10 protein-coding genes, 1 other RNA gene and 1 pseudogene are annotated in these 17,516 nt (G+C 58.8%); 2 read left to right on the top strand and 10 right to left on the bottom strand.

The window, feature by feature from the left end:
- Window positions 1-13: 13 nt before the first annotated feature.
- The 9 genes and pseudogenes from hsdR to B3I26_RS01550 all read right to left on the bottom strand — a co-directional run bounded on the left by hsdR (window position 14) and on the right by B3I26_RS01550 (window position 14,203).
- Complete coding sequence (gene hsdR / locus B3I26_RS01590) at window positions 14-3,478, bottom strand: type I restriction-modification system endonuclease (protein ID WP_296254457.1); 3,465 nt, start codon at window positions 3,476-3,478, stop codon at window positions 14-16.
- A 289-nt stretch (window positions 3,479-3,767) separates the two neighbouring features.
- Window positions 3,768-4,043 carry a hypothetical protein gene (locus tag B3I26_RS01585; protein WP_296254456.1) on the bottom strand — a complete coding sequence of 92 codons (276 nt, stop codon included), beginning with the start codon at window positions 4,041-4,043 and terminating at the stop codon, window positions 3,768-3,770.
- On the bottom strand, window positions 4,040-5,023 hold the full coding sequence (locus tag B3I26_RS01580; protein WP_296254454.1) for an integrase domain-containing protein: 984 nt from the start codon (window positions 5,021-5,023) through the stop codon (window positions 4,040-4,042). The genes B3I26_RS01585 and B3I26_RS01580 overlap by 4 nt, the downstream gene beginning before the upstream one ends.
- A 942-nt stretch (window positions 5,024-5,965) precedes the next feature.
- Window positions 5,966-7,221 (bottom strand): annotated as a pseudogene (locus B3I26_RS01575) (integrase domain-containing protein).
- Between the two features lie 187 nt (window positions 7,222-7,408).
- Window positions 7,409-7,800, bottom strand: a transfer-messenger RNA (tmRNA) gene (ssrA, locus tag B3I26_RS01570).
- Window positions 7,801-7,913: 113 nt separating this feature from the next.
- A complete protein-coding gene (locus tag B3I26_RS01565; protein WP_296254452.1) occupies window positions 7,914-8,204 on the bottom strand; it encodes a hypothetical protein in 291 nt (96 codons plus the stop codon).
- Window positions 8,205-8,412: 208 nt separating this feature from the next.
- Window positions 8,413-11,223 carry an FAD-binding and (Fe-S)-binding domain-containing protein gene (locus B3I26_RS01560; RefSeq protein WP_296254600.1) on the bottom strand — a complete coding sequence of 937 codons (2,811 nt, stop codon included), beginning with the start codon at window positions 11,221-11,223 and terminating at the stop codon, window positions 8,413-8,415.
- 66 nt (window positions 11,224-11,289) lie between these two features.
- Complete coding sequence (gene lldD, locus B3I26_RS01555) at window positions 11,290-12,435, bottom strand: FMN-dependent L-lactate dehydrogenase LldD (RefSeq protein ID WP_296254451.1); 1,146 nt, start codon at window positions 12,433-12,435, stop codon at window positions 11,290-11,292.
- 70 nt (window positions 12,436-12,505) lie between these two features.
- Window positions 12,506-14,203, bottom strand: coding sequence for a lactate permease LctP family transporter (locus B3I26_RS01550; RefSeq protein ID WP_296254450.1), 1,698 nt, complete (start codon window positions 14,201-14,203; stop codon window positions 12,506-12,508).
- Between the two features lie 419 nt (window positions 14,204-14,622).
- Here B3I26_RS01550 and B3I26_RS01545 point away from each other — a divergent pair, with 419 nt between their 5' ends.
- The gene (locus B3I26_RS01545; protein ID WP_296254449.1) at window positions 14,623-15,390 is read left to right on the top strand and encodes a GntR family transcriptional regulator; all 768 of its coding nucleotides are present in this window, start codon (window positions 14,623-14,625) and stop codon (window positions 15,388-15,390) included.
- Window positions 15,391-15,495: 105 nt separating this feature from the next.
- On the opposite strand, the gene smpB is transcribed toward B3I26_RS01545, so the two are convergent.
- Entirely contained in the window at window positions 15,496-15,978 is a 483-nt protein-coding gene (gene smpB / locus B3I26_RS01540) for an SsrA-binding protein SmpB (RefSeq protein WP_296254447.1), read from the bottom strand.
- 128 nt (window positions 15,979-16,106) lie between these two features.
- Here smpB and B3I26_RS01535 point away from each other — a divergent pair, with 128 nt between their 5' ends.
- Window positions 16,107-17,510: a sodium-dependent transporter gene (locus B3I26_RS01535; protein ID WP_296254444.1), complete on the top strand. Its 1,404-nt coding sequence runs from the start codon at window positions 16,107-16,109 to the stop codon at window positions 17,508-17,510.
- Window positions 17,511-17,516: the final 6 nt, after the last annotated feature.

The raw sequence follows: 17,516 nt of genomic DNA, 5'->3' as shown, positions 1-17,516 counted from the left end.
TTCCAGATCGGTCTCATCCCGTTTGTGCCCAAAGGTTGTCATTCAGGGCATCCAGCACCACGCCCAGGTTGCCGCCGAGCATTTTGTCCAGCCGCGTGCTGCCGCCATCGCTCTTGAACGCTTCACCAATCTGCTTCTTGTCAATAACGACCTCGTGAACCAGCTGCTTAGCCAGGCGGTCCAGCCACTTACGCTGAACTTGAGTCCAAGGCTGCAGGGTGTAGATCGTCTCCATCGCCTTGGTTACGCGCTGCTCGAATGGCAGCAAAGCCTCTCCGAGGGCAGCGCGGCGGATGAAGCCGACGATACTGGCAGCGATTTCCTGGTTCGTCTGGTTGCGCCAGGCGCTTTGTAGGTTGACCTCGCTGTAGCCATGCCCGTCGAGCAGCAGGCGCACTTCGCGCAGTTGTTCACGAGTCAGGTCTTGCGGGCGGTTGACCACTACGCCGAGGGCCACCGACTGGTTCAACTGATTTTTGATGAAGTCGTTGAAGCTTTCCAAATAGTCCGCGGGCTTTTGGTAATCGCCGTAGTTCTGCTCACGGACCATCAGTTCGTCCGTGTGAGTGGAGATCACCGGGTAGTTCAGCGATCCCAGCAGGGCATTAACCGTGGCGAGCTGATCGAGCAGTTGGGCATGCTGTTGGATGAACTGGGCAGCTTGCTGTGGGCCGAGCTGGTGCAGGTGCTGATGCAGTTTGTCCGGGGCTACGCCCCAGGTGTTTTCCAGTTCGGCGAGCTTGGCCTTTAGGGTTGGCTTTTGCTCGGCCTTATGGCTGGCCTTACGCAGAATACGCATGATCCGCTGGCTGAGCTGGTCCAGGACGTCGTGGGCATGATTAGTGTCTGGCTGGTTACCAGGAGCATCGAGGCTGGCTGGGTTGGTTAGCTCGCTGACCAGCTGTTCGAGGCTGATGCTTGGGTCTTTCACTAGCGGCTTCATTGTATCTACTGGCTCGAGGGCAGCGTACAGATCAACCGGATCGTAGATTCTGAATACCGTCTTGCCGATTTCATCGCAGCGGCGAGTCGCGCGGCCCTTCATCTGTTCGTAGAGAATGCGCGAACGCACCCGGCGCATGAACACCAAGTGGCAAATGCGTGGTACGTCGATACCGGTGGTTAACAGGTCGACCGTGATGGCAATGCTCGGGTAGCGCTCGTTCTTGTACTGGCGGATCAGTTGTTTGACCTTGTCACTTTGCCCGGTGATGATCTGTACCGCTGCCTGGTTGTAATCCTCGCCGTGAACGTCCTTGAAGGCTTCGTCGAGAAGGTTTTTGACTCGCTCGGCATGGGCCTGGTTAACGCAAAAGATCATCGTTTTTTCGTCGCCCGACGGGTCGAGCTCTTGTGCCAGTTGCTCGCAGATGACTTTGTCGAAACCGGGCGTAATCACTCGGCGATTGAAGGACTCGATTTCGAAGTCGAGTTCATCTTCGAGCTCGGCGACATCCACCTCGCCGGTGTTCGTATCGATGACGCTGACGCTCTCGCCCTTGGCAAAGTGGATGCCGTTTTGGCTCAGCAGAGTCTGGTAGCGGATTGGAGGTTCGTGATCGATCAGCCAGTCGTCAGCCACGGCCTCACGGTAGCTGTAGGTGTATATCGGAGCCCCGAAGACTTCGCTGGTGTGCTTGGCTGGCGTAGCGGTGAGCCCGACGCGGCAGGCGTCGAAATAGTCGAGCACGCGACGATACTGCGATAGATACTGGTTGAAGTCGCGCACTGCCAGCTCGCCTTCAGTCATTTCCTGATCGAGGGTGTAACCGCGGTGGGCTTCGTCGACGATGATGCAGTCGAAGGCATCGATGGGCGGCGGAGTGTCCGACTGGAAGATGCGCTTGACCATGGCCTGCACAGTGGCGACCTGAACCCGTGTTTCAGCCTCCGCAGCCATGTCGCCTAGTTCTTTGACGTCGTAGATCTGCGCCAGCGTGTGGTTCTGTTCCAGCGTCGCCTCATTGAAGGCTTCGATGGCCTGTTCCCCCAAGGCGCTGCGATCGACCAAGAAAAGAATACGGCGAAAGCGCTCGGCCTTCAGCAGGCGGTACATCAAGCCAATGATAGTGCGCGTTTTGCCGGTTCCGGTCGCCATGGCCAGCAGACAGTTGCGGCGATTGTCGGCTAGGGCCTGCTCGACGGCGCGGATGGCGTTTTCCTGATAGTCACGCAGCTTGAGATAGGCGAAGCCTTCCTGCTGTAGCTTCGCCTCGGCGTCCTCACGGCTGCGTTTAAGCAGGTCGAGTAGGCCGCCCGGTGTGTGGAAGTCCTGCAGCGGCCGGCGCAGGTTGGCCGGGCTGCGCAAGTCACGAAACCAGATGCCAGATAGCTCGGCGAGCTGCTTAATGAAGGGCCGGCCATTGCAGGCAAAGGCAAACGGGACTTTGAAGTGGCCGCCCTGGCCATCCGCCCAGCCCGTGTTCTGCCCGGCCGGTTGCAGATTGTCGGTAACGATCAGTTGGCGTGAATAGCGCTCGGCTTGGCGGATACGGTCCGCTATGTTGACGCGCTTGCGCTTGGCTTCGACGATGGCGACTGGGATTAGGCCGGCGAACAGCACGTAATCAGCGTTTTCTTTCGGCTTGCTGGTTGGCCATTCGGCGATGGCCTTGTTCTTGCCCTTTTCGGGCCGAGCGCCCTTGCTGTAGGTAAGATCGAGCGAATCGGCTTCCCAGCCGGCATCGTTCAACTGTTGATCGATGAGAATACGGGTGAGGTCTTCATTGAGGTCGAACTGGCTGCTTGCCTGCTGAGTTTTACGCGTGACCTGCTGGGCAGCTTGCGGCTGATCTTCAAGCTGTTGTTGCAGCACTTTCAGCCGCGCCTCGAAATCGATTCGGGCCTTCGATAGTTCTGCCTCGCGTTCAAGGGCAATCTGCTCGTAGACGCGGGCTTCCTCGTTCATCTGCCCAACAAGACTGGCTTGCTCATGCTTTTCTTGCACCAGTAGCTCGGCTAATTGGTGGTTGTTCTCCAATTGCTGGCGACTGTCGCCCAGCTCTGCGCGAAGTTTTTCGATCTGCCCCTGCAGCTCACGCAGAGGCTCACTCGGATCGGCCGGAACCACGAAAGGCCCAGGCTTGAAGGTGTTGCCGCCCGTGCCAAATGACTGGTGATACCAGATCGCCAAGGCGCGGGCGACCCTCAGCCCGTCCAGTGCCTCACGATGCTGGGTGCGGAATTCGTGGGTAGCCTTATTGCCTTCGATGCGCAGCGTATGGAGGAGGTTACGGATGTTGCCGTCGAGCTGGATTTCACGGCTCAGGCGGAACAGCAGATCAGCCTGGGAAGTGGTGGCGTCGAACTCAATGCCTGCTCTTACCGCCAGATCTTGGGCGAGCGCTTCGCCCAACTGACGCAGTTTGATCAGCGTCGTATTGGGGTCGCTGGAAAATACTCGCTCGGCCGCATTGGCAAGTTGGAAAAAAACCGGATCGTGTTCTTTGAAAAAGGCGAAGTTGCTGTTCTCTGCCATGTTCCATCCCTTGAGTTCGTCACCAGCCATCCCGAGAATGGTGGCGCTATAAGGGCATAATGCCAGACGAAGCGTGGTGCGTGTATAACCATATGCCGTCGGTCCAGCGTGACCAGCTACTGGCCGAGGGCGAGACGTTACGCTTGTATGCGGCGCGATTTGCGCATAACCGGGCTGACCTTTAAAAGTCATGATTTCCTCAGCACTGAGGAGGTTGCTAATAGGCGCGTCGACGCCATGATTTTCCGAGGCGGTGGCGATTACCGATGGTTAGGAACGGGAGCTCCACTCAACGCTTAAAAACCCATGGCCTTTCCAGGCGTCGTGCGAGCAGTTGGACAGTAAGCAAATAGTAATAATGTGTTGCCTCACTGCGGCCGGTGAGGAAGTGTTCAAGAAACCAAACTAAATGCTTTCGCTGCCAGGCCCAAGGAGTTGATCGCTGCCAGCGTTTTGCGATTTCAGATTGGATGATTCTCGCCTGCCGCAAATGCCGGTGCCGCGTCGCATGCGACCCTGTCAGCACGGCGCTCAAGAACAACTCCATATCAAACGCCTTAGTCATACCCTTCCCCCTATGTAGGCAGCGACCACTTCAATCCGTCCATGCCCCAGCTCATCGCTGATCTGCATGCGAGCCTCAAGATCTAGGCGCCGGTCTATGGCGTAACACTGGCCACCATTTACAGGCGCACGGTGATGCGTGATCTGTTCATAGCGCTCACATGCAAACGCCGCCCGAAGTTCGTGAAAGCCTTTGAGGTCGTGTGCTTTCAGGACCTCTCTCGCTGGCCGGGCTATTTCCTGCAGAACGTTCAGATAGCTCTCGTTTGGAGCAATCAGGTTGCGGCTATCCGCAGGGGATACTTGCAATGCAAATCTAAGTGCGCCACGAATATGGTCATCCACCTTAATCCAGCGGGGTGCAAATGCACCGGCGCGGCCGCCTTTGGTGCCATCCTGGATATTGATTTTGCCGTAGAGCGCGGCTTCACGGCTCAGACGTGGCAGGTCAGCCAGAATGGCCTCGCGCAAACGCATCCCCGTGGCTCGCGTCAACTGAACTATCGCTGCTGCCCGCATCTGATCGCGGCTACAAAGCGTCTCGACGATCTGCTGTACCTGTTCGCGGTCTTGGCCTTGCGGCACCGATTGACGAACCCCGGTGCGCTGCATACCCAACGCCTTGCTCGGACTTGGCAATTTCACATATTGATCATCGCGAAGCGCTGCCATGGTTCTGTTAACGCTGGATAGCCGGTTTTGTGCAGTGCTGATTGCTAGGTCGCCTTGCTCAACCAGTCCGCGAAGGTATGCGGCATAGTCCGACAACACCTCGCGATCAATCTTCCGCGCATCATTGACCCCGGGCCCCGCTTCAGACCGACACCACTTCACGAATGCCAACCACCGATCACAGTGCGCCTTGACCGTACCGTAGTGGCCTCCGCCGAACATGTCTTTCAGCGCCTGCGGCCCTGCGTAGCTCAATTGCCTGCCGTAGCCAAAATTGCGGCCCTCTCGCCGCCTGCCCACTAATACCATTTCGGTTTCCTCGCCTGATTCACCAGGCTCTCGCCCCACGTCATCCCGCCAAGAATGCTGAGTGTTATCAGGGATCAAGGCCCCTGCGGCCTGTGGGGATGTCCACTTACGCGGGACTGCGGCTCCTTACGGCCAAGAGCTTGGGCATCTCATGATCTGGCCCCCTGAGCACCGTTACCGGTGGGCGGGTGGAGGCTGCGTTGGCTGACGAAACCAGCGCCGCGAGATCCTGAGTCAGGTGAAGGCAACGATGCGATGACCGGTGCGTGCCTGGCTGTCAGCCAGGTGCAGTCCAGTTAAGGTCTGCGGCACCATCATCTACATCGCTGTTGCAGGTGGCTTCGGCGTTTGTCACGCCTATTGTCACGAGGAGGATTGCAGCAAAGCCACGTATTACCTAGCCTGCAGCGGTGGTATGTGCGCCCGTCTCTTTCCTTAGAAAGAGACGGGCAAAGGGATGGCGCATATGAAATGGCCATGCGAATGGGTTGCTACAAGGCAGCAAGAGGGTAGGGCGGTTGCCGCATGGGCAACGAAGTGAAGTAGGCATCCATCACGTTGGTAGTGACCGTACGAGCTGCCGGACGCGAATCGTACTTAGGTTGAGCCACCGCGTTAGCGGCATGACCTTGAAGGCTCTGGCCATCTGGGGTGCTGCCAACGGCAGCGTTTGGAAGCTTCGTTTTAATGGCGCTGGGGGTATGGGTCAATGGCGAAACGCGCCTGGAATTGCGCCAATTGAAAGCGTTAGCGTGGAGTGGAAATCGGTGGCATTCAGTAGCGGCGCGGCCGCTCGTCGCTTTTATAATGTTAGCCCCTGGGTATGGGGATGCGAAGCCTCCCCATACCCAGGGGCTGGGCCGGAGAGGCTTAGAGCAAAGTGAATTGGCCACTGCCGCCAGTGAGTCTGACGGCGCGCTTTCTGCCACCGATGCCGCAGCGCTATCGGATCGGCACCACGATGCGATCACGCGTCACGTTGATCGCGGTTGCCGAAAGGTTGCCTGTCGCCGCTTCTGAATGTATTCACTCCACCACGCCATCATCGGCCGTCGGCGCTCGATATAATCCGCACGGTTGTACGCACTGCGCACTTCATCCTTGTCCACATGCGCTAGCGCGACCTCTATCAACTCGGGGTCCCAGCCATGCTCGTTAAGAATGGTGCTGGCCATCGAGCGCAGACCGTGGCTGACCAGGCGATCTTGGAAGCCCATCCTCTTGAGCGCCATATTCGCGGTCTGGCTATTGGCGTGGGTGCGGGGATTGCGGTCAGAGGGAAACACATATTCATGATTACCGCTGTGCGGCCTAACCGTGGCAAGCAGTGCTAGCGCCTGCTCGGTGAGGGGGACCGCGTGGGGGCGGCGCTTCTTCATGCGCTCGGCGGGGATTACCCATAACGCTTTATCGAAGTCGATATCGGCCCATCGAGTGGTGGCCGCTTCGGCGGGGCGGGTCATGGTGTGCAGTTGCCATTCGAGCAGGCAGCGGGTGATGCGCTTGATACTGGCGTTGGCGATTTCCATCATTAGCTCGGGAAGCTCTTCGGGCGGAAGCGTGGCCATGTTTTCTTTCTTGGGCTTTTTGAACACTGCGCGAATGCCACTGAGCGGGTTGGCGAAGATCAGCCCGGAGTTAACGCCGTAGGTCATGATCTCGTTGAGCCGCTGGGTCAAGCGTTTCACTGTTTCCAAGCTGCCTTTGGCTTCGAGCGGGCGAAGCAACTCGATCACCATCGGGGCAGTGATCTTCACCAGTGGCGTGATTCTCATACTCGGCAGCACGTGCAGCGTGAGCGAGCGCCAAATATCTTCGGCGTAGGCCGGGGTGACCGAGTCTTTCTTGAGCTCGAACCAGGCGAGAGCGACGTTCTCGAAGGTGTGTTCAGTTTCGGCTCGCCTGGCTTCATTTAGCATGTTGCGCTGCACTTTGGGGTCGATGCCTTGCGCGAGCAGTTCGCGCGCTTCGACAGCCTTCTTTCGTGCATTCGCTAGTGACAGCTCGGGGTAGGTCCCGAAGCCCATGTTGATGCGTTTTTTGGTCACCGGGTCGCGGTAATTGAAATTCCACAGCAACGAGCCGTTGCTGCGTACGCGGAGCTGCAAACCGTCGCCGTCGGTGAGGACGTAATCCTTGGACGCCGGTTTGACTCCCTTGAGTTGTCGGTCGGAGAGGCGGAGGGCTGGAGCAGGCATGAGATCTACCTCAGGCGCTGTTTTGGTATTCCAGAGATTAACCCCGGAGGGGCTGGAATACCACTTGGAATACCTGAACGGTCAGAACTCGGCGGATGCCAAAAAACCTCAGAAGCGCTGAAGCCCTTGATTTCAATGAATTTCAGGCACAAAAAAAGACGCCCTTGGACGTCTTTAGATGTAAAAGTGGTGGAGCCGGGGGGATTTGAACCCCCGTCCGCCAGTACTCCGCTTTCGGGCCTACATGCTTAGCCGTGTCTATTAAGTTAACCCTCAGCGACCCGACGGGCAGGGTGCTTTGGGCGAGCTGTGTAAGTTTTAGCCGATTCGTCCACAGCGTACTGCACGGCGATCCTGTTCTGTATGACAATCATTTCGGGTTTACAGGCATCCCCTGATGATTGCTGGAGCCGAAGCTACCAGAAGGAAGGCTAGCGCCGCTTACGCAGCGAGAGCTTGTTCCCCGTAGGTTTCGTCATTGGCAACTATAGAAAGTTGCAACAGTGGATTTACGACTTCTGTTACCAAGTCGGCATGCCCCTAGAGTTTCATCACCGGCGTCGAATCCTAATCGGCCCCAATTCTGCTGCTCTAGCAGTCAGACCACGGAGTGTACCCGAATCAATGGGATACGTCGACCTTCAACCTGCATCAGGGTGGACTGGCCGGCTATGTACCGGCCGAGCCCAGGGTTACTTCGCTGCGCCGCCTTCACTGCCGGAGCCAAGTCGTTTCAGCTCTGCGATAGCCTTAGTGGTGGTTTCGATGCAGGCTCCGTCGTCGCCAGCCTCTTGCTGAGCCAGGCCTTTATTGTATGCAGACTCGCTTTCAGTCTTTGTGTCTGCGCCAAGGTTGGACGACGAGGACTTCTGAGCGTCTTTCAGCGTCTGCAGATTCGCGCCGCATAAGTCGTCAGCAGCGAATACCGGGGAACCCAACAGTGCAGCGGTAAGAAACAAGCCAGTCAGTGCTGTGCGCTTCATGTGTATCTCCTTAAGCCTGTGGACTCGGTATGGCCGCTCTTCGAGGCGGTCTCCGAGATAGAGGAATAAGCGCCGACCGGGTCGTGGCGCTTATTAAGATGGACTGTGCCCCATCGCAGGGGTTCTATTTATTTTGCAGATAATGTGAAAAAGCCATATTGCGGAACGTGTCGCCAAAATGGGGCGAACGTCGCCCCTTTTGTGTGCATCAAGCGGATCTTGGTTGGGTAACGCGATCAACCAGGTACACGAGGCTGTGGTAGTCCAGGCCGCTGTGCTGTGTTAGGCCTATCTCGCAAGTACGGCTGGTGGAGACGCCTTCGGTGCAGTGTTGGACGGAATCCTTCAAGGTACGTAGCGAGTGCGCGTTGAGCTCTGGTGTGGTGAACCCCTTGTCGCCCGCAAAACCGCAGCAATGGATGCCCTCGGGAATGACAACATTTACGCTGCACAGGCGTGCCAGTTCGATCAGCGCCTGGCTCTCTCCGAGGTGCTGGGTGCTGCACGTCACGTGGACTGCGATGGCTTGCTGTTGCGGGGTGAACACCAGCTTGTCGAGCAGGTGGGTGCGAATGAAGCGCACAGGATCGTAAAGGTCCAGGCGGGTTTCCTTGAGGTCCTGAACCAGGCGCAGGGTGCAGGGGCTGGTGTCGCAGTAAATCGGATCGAGGCCGCCGCGGCTGGCTTTGATCAAGGCGGCCAGTAATTGCTGGCGCTTTTCCTCGGCCTGCTCGTTGTAGCCCTTTGAGGCGAAGGGTTGGCCGCAGCACAGGCTGTCCTGATCGTCGGGAAACACCACCTGATAGCCGGCTTTTTCCAGCAGCCCGCGGGTTTTGTCCATCAGGGACATTTGTTCATGATCCGCCGCGGCCGGGCCCATCACCCGCGACACGCACGCAGCGAGGTAAACCACGCGCGGGCGTTGATCCTCAACGGGCGGGGCGAAGCGAATGGCGTTCTCCGCTTGTGGCATGGCCGGGGTCCATTGCGGCACGCGACCAGAAGAAGCCTTGGTCAGCGCGGCGGACAGCTTCGCCAGCCTGGGTGCGCCCAGCATCATGCGCGCACCGTTGGCGGCATGAAGAGTGAACCGCGCACCCTTGAGAGCGGTGGTGAAATGCTCGGCCAGCCAGCCTGCGGTCTTGCCATGCGTGGCTTGCTGCGCGCGCAATTTCTTTACCAATTCCCCGGTGTTGATGCCCACGGGGCAACGTTGCGCACACAGCCCGGTGGCAGCGCAGGTATCGATGCCCTTGTATTGATAATCGCGCTCAAGCTCGGTGGTGTTGGTGCCTGCGCGTTTCTTCGCCTGGATGTCACGCCACATGACGATGCGCTGGCGTGGACTCAGTGTCAGGCCTTTCGACGGGCAGACCGGCTCACAGAAACCGCACTCGATGCATTTGTCGACGATCTCATCGGCAGCCGGCATGGGTTTGAGGTGCTTGAGATGGATCTGCGTATCCTCGCTAAGCACAACGTCCGGATTTAGGACGCCGTAGGGGTCCAGCAGGCGCTTGAGTTGCCACATCAGTTGGTAGGCGTCGCTGCCCCATTCAAGCTCGACGAAGGGCGCCATGTTGCGGCCCGTGCCGTGCTCGGCCTTGAGCGAGCCGTTGAACTCCACCGCCACCAATTGGGTAACGTCATCCATGAACGCCGAATAGCGAGCAACCGCTTCCGCGTCGTTGAAGCTTTGGGTGAAGACGAAGTGCAGATTGCCTTCAAGCGCGTGGCCGAACAGGATCGCTTCGTCGTAATGGTGTTTGTCGAACAGCTCGATCAGGCGGCGCACGCCGATGGCCAGTTGTTCAACAGGGAAGGTGATGTCTTCGATGATCACCGTGGTGCCGGTTTCGCGGACGGCACCGACGGCCGGGAAGGTGTCCTTGCGAATCGCCCAGAGCCGGGTGTTCTCGATCGGATCTTCGGTGAAGTCGACTTGCCTTTCCACCGGGAAATGCGCAATCGAGGCCATGATTTGCGCCAGTTGTTCGTGCAGCAGAGGCTGCGTGGCGGCGCGCGCTTCGATGAGCAAGGCGCAGGCATTTTCCGACAGTTCGCGTACGAAAGAGGGCATGCCGGGTTTGTCCTGCACCGAACGCATGCTGCGCCGGTCGAGCAGTTCGACGGCGGACACCGGCTGGGTTTTCAGGACGGTCACAGCGTTGCAGCAGGTTTCCACATCGGGAAACACGATCAGTGCCGAGGCTTTGTTGGGGTGATCGACCACGGTGTCGTAGGTCACGGCGCTGATAAAGCCCAAGGTGCCTTCGGAGCCGACCAGCAAATGACTCAGGATATCCAGCGGCTCATCGAAATCGACCAAAGCGTTGAGTGAGAGGCCAGTGGTGTTTTTCAGGCGATATTTGTGCCGAATCTTTGCGGCAAGTTCTGCGTTGGCGCGCGTCTCGCGGCCCAGTTGAGCCAGGCGCTCCAGCAAGTCGGCGTGGCTGGCGCGGAAGGCTGCGACGCTATCGAGATCTTCAGTATCGAGGCGAGCGCCATCGGCCAGCACCAGCCGAATGCCTGCTAGCGTGTGATAGGTATTCTGGGCCGTGCCGCAGCACATGCCACTGGAATTGTTGGCGACGATCCCGCCGATCCTGGCGGCATTGATCGACGCCGGGTCAGGGCCGATCTTGCGTCCGAACGGGACCAGCCAGGCATTGGCCTGCGCACCGATCACACCCGGTTGCAAACGGATCTGCTCGCCGTTACGGCGGATCTCGCGACCGTTCCAGTTATCGCCCAGCACCAGCAGCACCGAATCGCTGATGGCCTGTCCCGAAAGACTGGTGCCTGCGGCGCGGAACGTCACAGGTACACGGTCGACCTGCGCCAGCTTGAGCAGCGCAACCACTTCGTCTTCGGATTCGACACGGATCACCAGCTTGGGGATCAATCGGTAAAAGCTGGCGTCGGTGCCAAAAGCGAGGGTCGATAACGGGTCGTCGAAACGGCGCTCGGCGGGGATCAGGCGCTGCACATCGGCGAGGAAGGCAGCGGGCAGGCTCATACGGGGGTTCATGCGGTCTCCTGGTGGCTGCGGCATCTGATGCGCCGCATGCGTAGGGGCGGGCGGTCAGGCCAACTGTTCACGGACCAGCGAATCGCGGGTGATCTCGCTCACGGATTTAGCGCCGGTCAGCACCATCGCCACGCGCATTTCCTTTTCGAACAGATCGAGCAGGTTTCTCACGCCGGCCTCGCCATGGGTGGCGAGGGCGTAAATGAATGCGCGGCCAATCAATACGGCATCGGCACCAAGAGCGATCATGCGCACCACATCCAGCCCGCTGCGAATGCCCGAATCAGCGAGGATCTTGATGTCGCCTTTTACGGCGTCGGCGATGGCTGGCAGAGCGCGGGCGCTGGACAGGACGCCATCGAGCTGACGACCGCCATGGTTGGAGACGACGATGCCATCGGCTCCGAAGGTCACGGCATCGCGAGCATCCTCAGGGTCGAGAATGCCCTTGATCAGCATCGGGCCGTCCCAATAATCGCGAATCCACTCAAGGTCTTTCCATGAGATCGAAGGGTCGAAATTGTTCCCCAGCCAGGCGATGTAGTCGGTGAGGCCGGTGGGATTGCCACGATAGGCCGACACGTTGCCCAGATCGTGAGGGCGACCGTTGACGCCGACATCCCAGGCCCATTGCGGGTGGGTCATCGCTTGCAGAACGCGACGCATCGGACCGCTCTTGCCGCTCATGCCGGAATGGAGGTCCCGATAGCGCGCACCCGGTACCGGCATGTCGACAGTGAAGACCAGTGTCTTGACGCCGGCAGCCTTGGCGCGCTCCAGGGCGTTACGCATGAAGCCACGGTCCTTGAGCACATAAAGCTGAAACCACATCGGGCGGTCGATAGCCGGGGCGACTTCTTCGATCGGGCACACCGATACCGTTGACAAGGTAAATGGAATGCCTTTGGCAGCCGCCGCGCGCGCAGCTTGCACTTCGCCACGACGGGCATACATGCCGCACAAACCGACCGGAGCCAGGACCACCGGCATGCTCAGGGTTTCATTGAACAGGGTGGTTTGCAGGCTCAGTTCGGACATGTTCTTCAGAACGCGCTGGCGCAGGGCGATGCCGGCGAGGTCCGAAACGTTGTGGCGCAGGGTGTGTTCGGCGTAGGCGCCACCGTCGGCATAGTGGAACAGGAAGGGCGGAAGCTTGTGTTGCGCGGCGGCGCGATAGTCGGTGGAGGCAGAAATGATCATGGGGTCTCGCAACATTGAGTGAGCGGGGGCAGCGGCCGGGCGTGGGTCGACACGCCCGGTGCTCGTCTCTTTAATGAACAAGCATGCCGGTCAGCCAGTACGCCTGGACGTACGTGATACAGCCGACGATGGCGGCGAAAAAGATGCTGTGCTTGAGCGTGAAGCGGAACAGGTCGGACTCTTTACCAACCAGCCCGGTGGCCGCACAGGCGACCGCGATCGACTGGGGTGAAATCATCTTGCCGGTCACTCCGCCGCTTGAGTTAGCGGCCACCATCAATACGTCACTGACGCCTACCTGGTGAGCGGTCGTGGCTTGCAGTGAGCCGAACAGCGCGTTGGACGACGTGTCGGAACCGGTCAGGAACACCCCGAGCCAACCCAGGAATGGCGAGAAGAACGGGAAGGCCGAGCCCGTCGCCGCCAATACCAGCGCGAGCGTGGTGGACATGCCCGAGTAATTCATGACGAAGGCGAACGCCAGCACCATGCCGATCGACAGGATGGCCCAGCGCAGCTCCTTGAGCGTCTCCTTGAAAGTGGTAAGACCAGTTTTTGCACTGATCCGCAGCACGATCATGGCCAGGATCGCTGACACCAGAATCGCGCTTCCCGTCGCAGCGAGCAGGTCGAACTTGTAAACCGCTGGCATGGCGGTGGGGTTGGCTACGATCGGCGCTACCTTCATCACCAGATTGTCCAGATGCGGCACCGAGAAACTCATGGTCAGCGCCTGCAACGGCCCCCCGGCAGCGAACAGGGCCTTGAACGGTTTCAGGGTCCAGATCGTCACCACCACGGTGAGAATCAGGAATGGCGACCAGGCCATGAAGATCGTGCCGACTGAGTACGGTGATTTCGCGGTGGTGCGTGGTTGACCGAAGCCACCTGTACCGCTACCCATCAGCACGGCGCCGCTGCCTGCGTTGACCGCTTGCACATCAGCGGCGCGCGCCGGTTGCCAGAATTTAAGGAAGCAAGTCAGGGAAACCAGGCTGACCAACGCTGAGGTGATATCTGGCAGTTCCGGGCCAATGAAGTTGGAGGTCAGAAACTGCACGATGGCGAAACTGCCGCCCGCAACCAGCGCAGCTGGCCAGGTCTCTCTCACGCCCTTGAGGCCGTCCATCATGAACATCAGCCAAAATGGCACGAACATCGACAGCAGTGGCAACTGGCGACCTGCCATGGCGCCAATGTTGAACGCGTCGATCCCGGACACCTGACCCGCCACGATAATCGGAATACCCAAGGCGCCGAACGCGACTGGCGCGGTATTGGCGATCAGGCACAGTCCAGCTGCATACAGCGGATTCAAGCCCAGGCCGACCAGCAAGGCTGCAGTGATGGCGACCGGCGCACCGAAGCCAGCCGCGCCCTCAAGGAAAGCGCCAAAGCAAAAGCCAATCAGCAGGACCTGCAAGCGTTGGTCGTCGGTGATGGACATGACAGAGCTGCGGATGATCTCGAACTGGCCACTCTTGACGGTCAGTTTGTAGAGAAATACCGCTGCAACGATGATCCACGCGATGGGCCACAGGCCATAGAGAAAACCGTACACCGCCGCGGCGATGGCCATGTCAGCGGGCATCTGGAAGGCGACGATGGCAATCAGGATCGCAAGCGCCAGGGTGATGGTGCCGGCGACATGTCCCTTGAGCCGGAACACCGCCAGCGCCAGGAAGAAGAACACGATGGGTATGACTGCAACCAGCGCCGAAAGGCCCAGGCTGCCGAAAGGTGTATAGAGCTGTTGCCAGGTTTGCATGTAGGAGGCCCCTAGTTGTTTTTGGTTAGGCCCGGTGTCCATGTCTTGCGTGCGCGGCTCCTGCAAGCGACAACTGTTTGTCTGTCGTCCTGCCGGCGCTGACGAACGAATCGCACAGCTCACCAGCTCAAGCCTTTCACCGTCGTGATGGCTTGCAGCGTGTCGTGGTGGATAACCACTAGTCGCCGGCATTCATAAATTGGTAATACCAATTTACAATGTCTTGGCGCTAGGTTAAAAGCCCCGGCGTTGGCGTGTCAATTTATGAGGCTAAAACTTTTGTAGTACAGGTCCCGGTTATTTCCTGAGTTGGTAATTTGGCCGACGTCTGCCGGGTGTATGTCTGAGCGCAATCAACGAGAATATGCGTCCCCCCTGCTGTGTCAGACGGGGCACCTGGGTATGTGGAGTGGAGGGGTATGGGTTTTGGTCAGGTGCGTCAGCGCCGTTTGTCTGACGATATTGTCGAACAGCTCGAAGGCATGATTCTCGAGGGTACGCTCAGGGCGGGCGGGCGTTTGCCTGCCGAGCGTGCATTGGCCGAGCAGTTCGGTGTGTCACGCCCCTCTTTGCGCGAAGCCATCCAAAAGCTCACTGCCAAAGGCCTGCTGGTCAGTCGCCAGGGCGGGGGCAATTACGTGGTCGAGAATCTTGGCTCGACGTTCAGCGACCCGTTGCTGCATCTGTTGGAGAGCAACGCCGACGCGCAACGTGATCTGTTGGAATTTCGGCATACGCTGGAAGCGTCCTGCGCCTATTACGCCGCGATTCGCGCGACGGATGTGGATCGCACCCGCCTGCGCGGGGCGTTCGATGCGTTGCAGGATTGCTACAGCCGGGCGGATGAAGTGAGTCGCGCGGAAGAGGGCGCGGCTGATGCTAACTTCCACCTCGCTATTGCGGAGGCCAGTCACAACGCCGTGCTGCTGCACACCATTCGTGGTTTGTTCGACCTGCTCACGCGCAACGTCGTGACCAACATCGGCGGGATGTACAAGCAGCGCGCAGAGACCCGCGACATGCTGATCGATCAGCATCGTGAGCTGTACACGGCAATTATCGAAGGGCGCGCGGACGATGCTCGCGAAGTGTCGAGCCGTCATTTGCTGTACGTGCAGGAAGTGCTGGAGGAAGTCCGTCAGCAGGTCCAGCGCACGGCCAGGGCTGAACGGCGTAATGGCATCTAACGACGTGCCTGACAGCTGCAGGGATGCGGGTGGCCGGCGGGCGGCGACAACCTATGGTCGTTGCCGCTGGCAAGCCTTGCTGCTACAGGGATCGATCACAAGGCATCAGTCTTCCTTGCCCTTGGTGCGCACGGCACGTTGCAGCTCGCGATCGGAATCGCGCTCGCGCTCGGTATGGCGTTTGTCGTATTCCTTCTTGCCTTTGCCCAGAGCAATTTCACACTTGATCAAGTGTTGCTTCCAGTAAAGGGCCAGGGCGACGGCGGCATAGCCTTTTTGCGAAACAGACGTGATGAGCTTGTCCAGCTCGCGCTTGTTGAGCAGCAGTTTACGGGTGCGTGTCGGGTCAGCGATGACGTGGGTACTGGCTGTCGTCAGTGGCGAGATATGGCTACCCATCAGCCAGGCCTCACCGTCCTTAAGCAGCACGTAACTGTCCACCAGCTGCACCTTGTTGGCACGCAGGCTTTTTACTTCCCAACCGGCCAGGACCAGACCGGCCTCGAACTTGTGTTCGATGAAGTAATCGTGTCGCGCTTTTTTATTTTGCGCGATGGTCCCTGTGGGATGTTTCTTTAGCTTGGCCATAGGCGACGCATTATAGGGATCAACGCGACTCTCGGCTATGGGCGGCGCTTGTCTGAAGCTCTTGCTTGAGCACGCTGAGTGAATCCCGGACAATGCGCGATCTTTTTTGAGTGTTGGACGTGTCAACGATGTCGACGGACAAGGTTTCAGTCCACGGTAGCTGGGCGAGTCGCTGGGTGTTCATTCTGGCGGCCACCGGCTCGGCCGTGGGCTTGGGCAGTATATGGAAATTCCCCTACATGGTCGGCGTGTACGGAGGCGGCGCGTTCGTGCTGGTGTTCCTGGCGTGCATCGCGCTGATCGGCATCCCGGTGATGATGGCCGAAACCCTGATCGGCCGCCGTGCCCGACAGAGCCCGGCCAATGCGTTGAAGAGTCTTGCGCGCGAAGCCGGTCATTCGGGCAAATGGTCTTGGGGTGCGTTCGCCGGGATGATAACGGCGCTGTTGATTCTTTCTTTTTATAGTGTGGTAGGCGGCTGGTCCCTGGAATACATCATCGATGTCGGCAAGGGCGACTTTCAGGCAGTGACGCCTGATGGCGTCGGTGCGTTTTTCAGTGAAATGATTGCCGACCCATGGCGACTGGTGGCCTGGCATACGCTGTTCATGCTGTTGTCGGCGATCACCATCGCCAAAGGCGTGAATGCTGGCCTTGAGCGCAGTTTGCGTATCTTGATGCCATTGTTGTTCGTGCTGATGGTGATCCTGCTGGGCTATAGCCTGACCACCGGACACTTCATGGAAGGCGTGCATTTCATGTTTGACTTCAAGCCTGAGCAGATCATGGAAGGCTTGCTGCCGGCGATGGGTCACGCGTTCTTTTCGCTGAGCGTTGGCGTGGGTTCGATCATGATCTATGGCGCCTACATGACCAAAGAGGCGTCGATCAGTACGACCGTGGTCGGCGTAGCGCTACTGGATACCTTCGTTTCCCTGCTCGCTGGCCTTGCGTTGTTTCCCATCGTTTTCGCGGCGGGCCTGAACCCGAGTGAAGGCCCTGGCCTGATGTTTGTCACCTTGCCCTACGCGTTTGGTAACGTAGCGTTCGGCACCGTGATGGGTGTGGTGTTTTTCATTCTGGTTGCGGTGGCGGCATGGAGCTCGGCAATTTCTTTGCTCGAACCCATGGTGGCGTATCTGGTTGAACGCACCAAGGTGCGTCGCGGCTGGGTGACATTCTGGCTGTCGTTCATCTGCTGGTTTGTCGGTCTGGGCACGGTGTTTTCGTTCAACATCTGGAAGCAGGCCAAATTTTTCGTGAACGAAGGCGGCGCGTTTCACCTCTACCAGTGGGGTGCGACGGCGGGCCTTGACTTCTTCGGTGTGATCGACTTCTTCACGTCGAGGATCATGCTGCCACTGGGTGGATTGTGCTTTGTGATTTTCGCAGGTTGGGTGATGGGACGTGCGGCAGTACGTGACGAGTTGTCGGTACGCAGCCCGGTCCTGTTCGCTTTGACGTTCTTTTTGATGCGCTACGTGGCGCCGATCGGCATTCTGATTGTCTTTGCCGCTCAGCTTTGGAAATAACGCTGA

The organism is Pseudomonas sp. UBA5706 (genome assembly GCF_002419965.1).
In the GTDB taxonomy this organism is placed as follows: Bacteria; Pseudomonadota; Gammaproteobacteria; order Pseudomonadales; family Pseudomonadaceae; genus Aquipseudomonas.
This window is presented reverse-complemented; position numbering and strand designations above follow the sequence as displayed.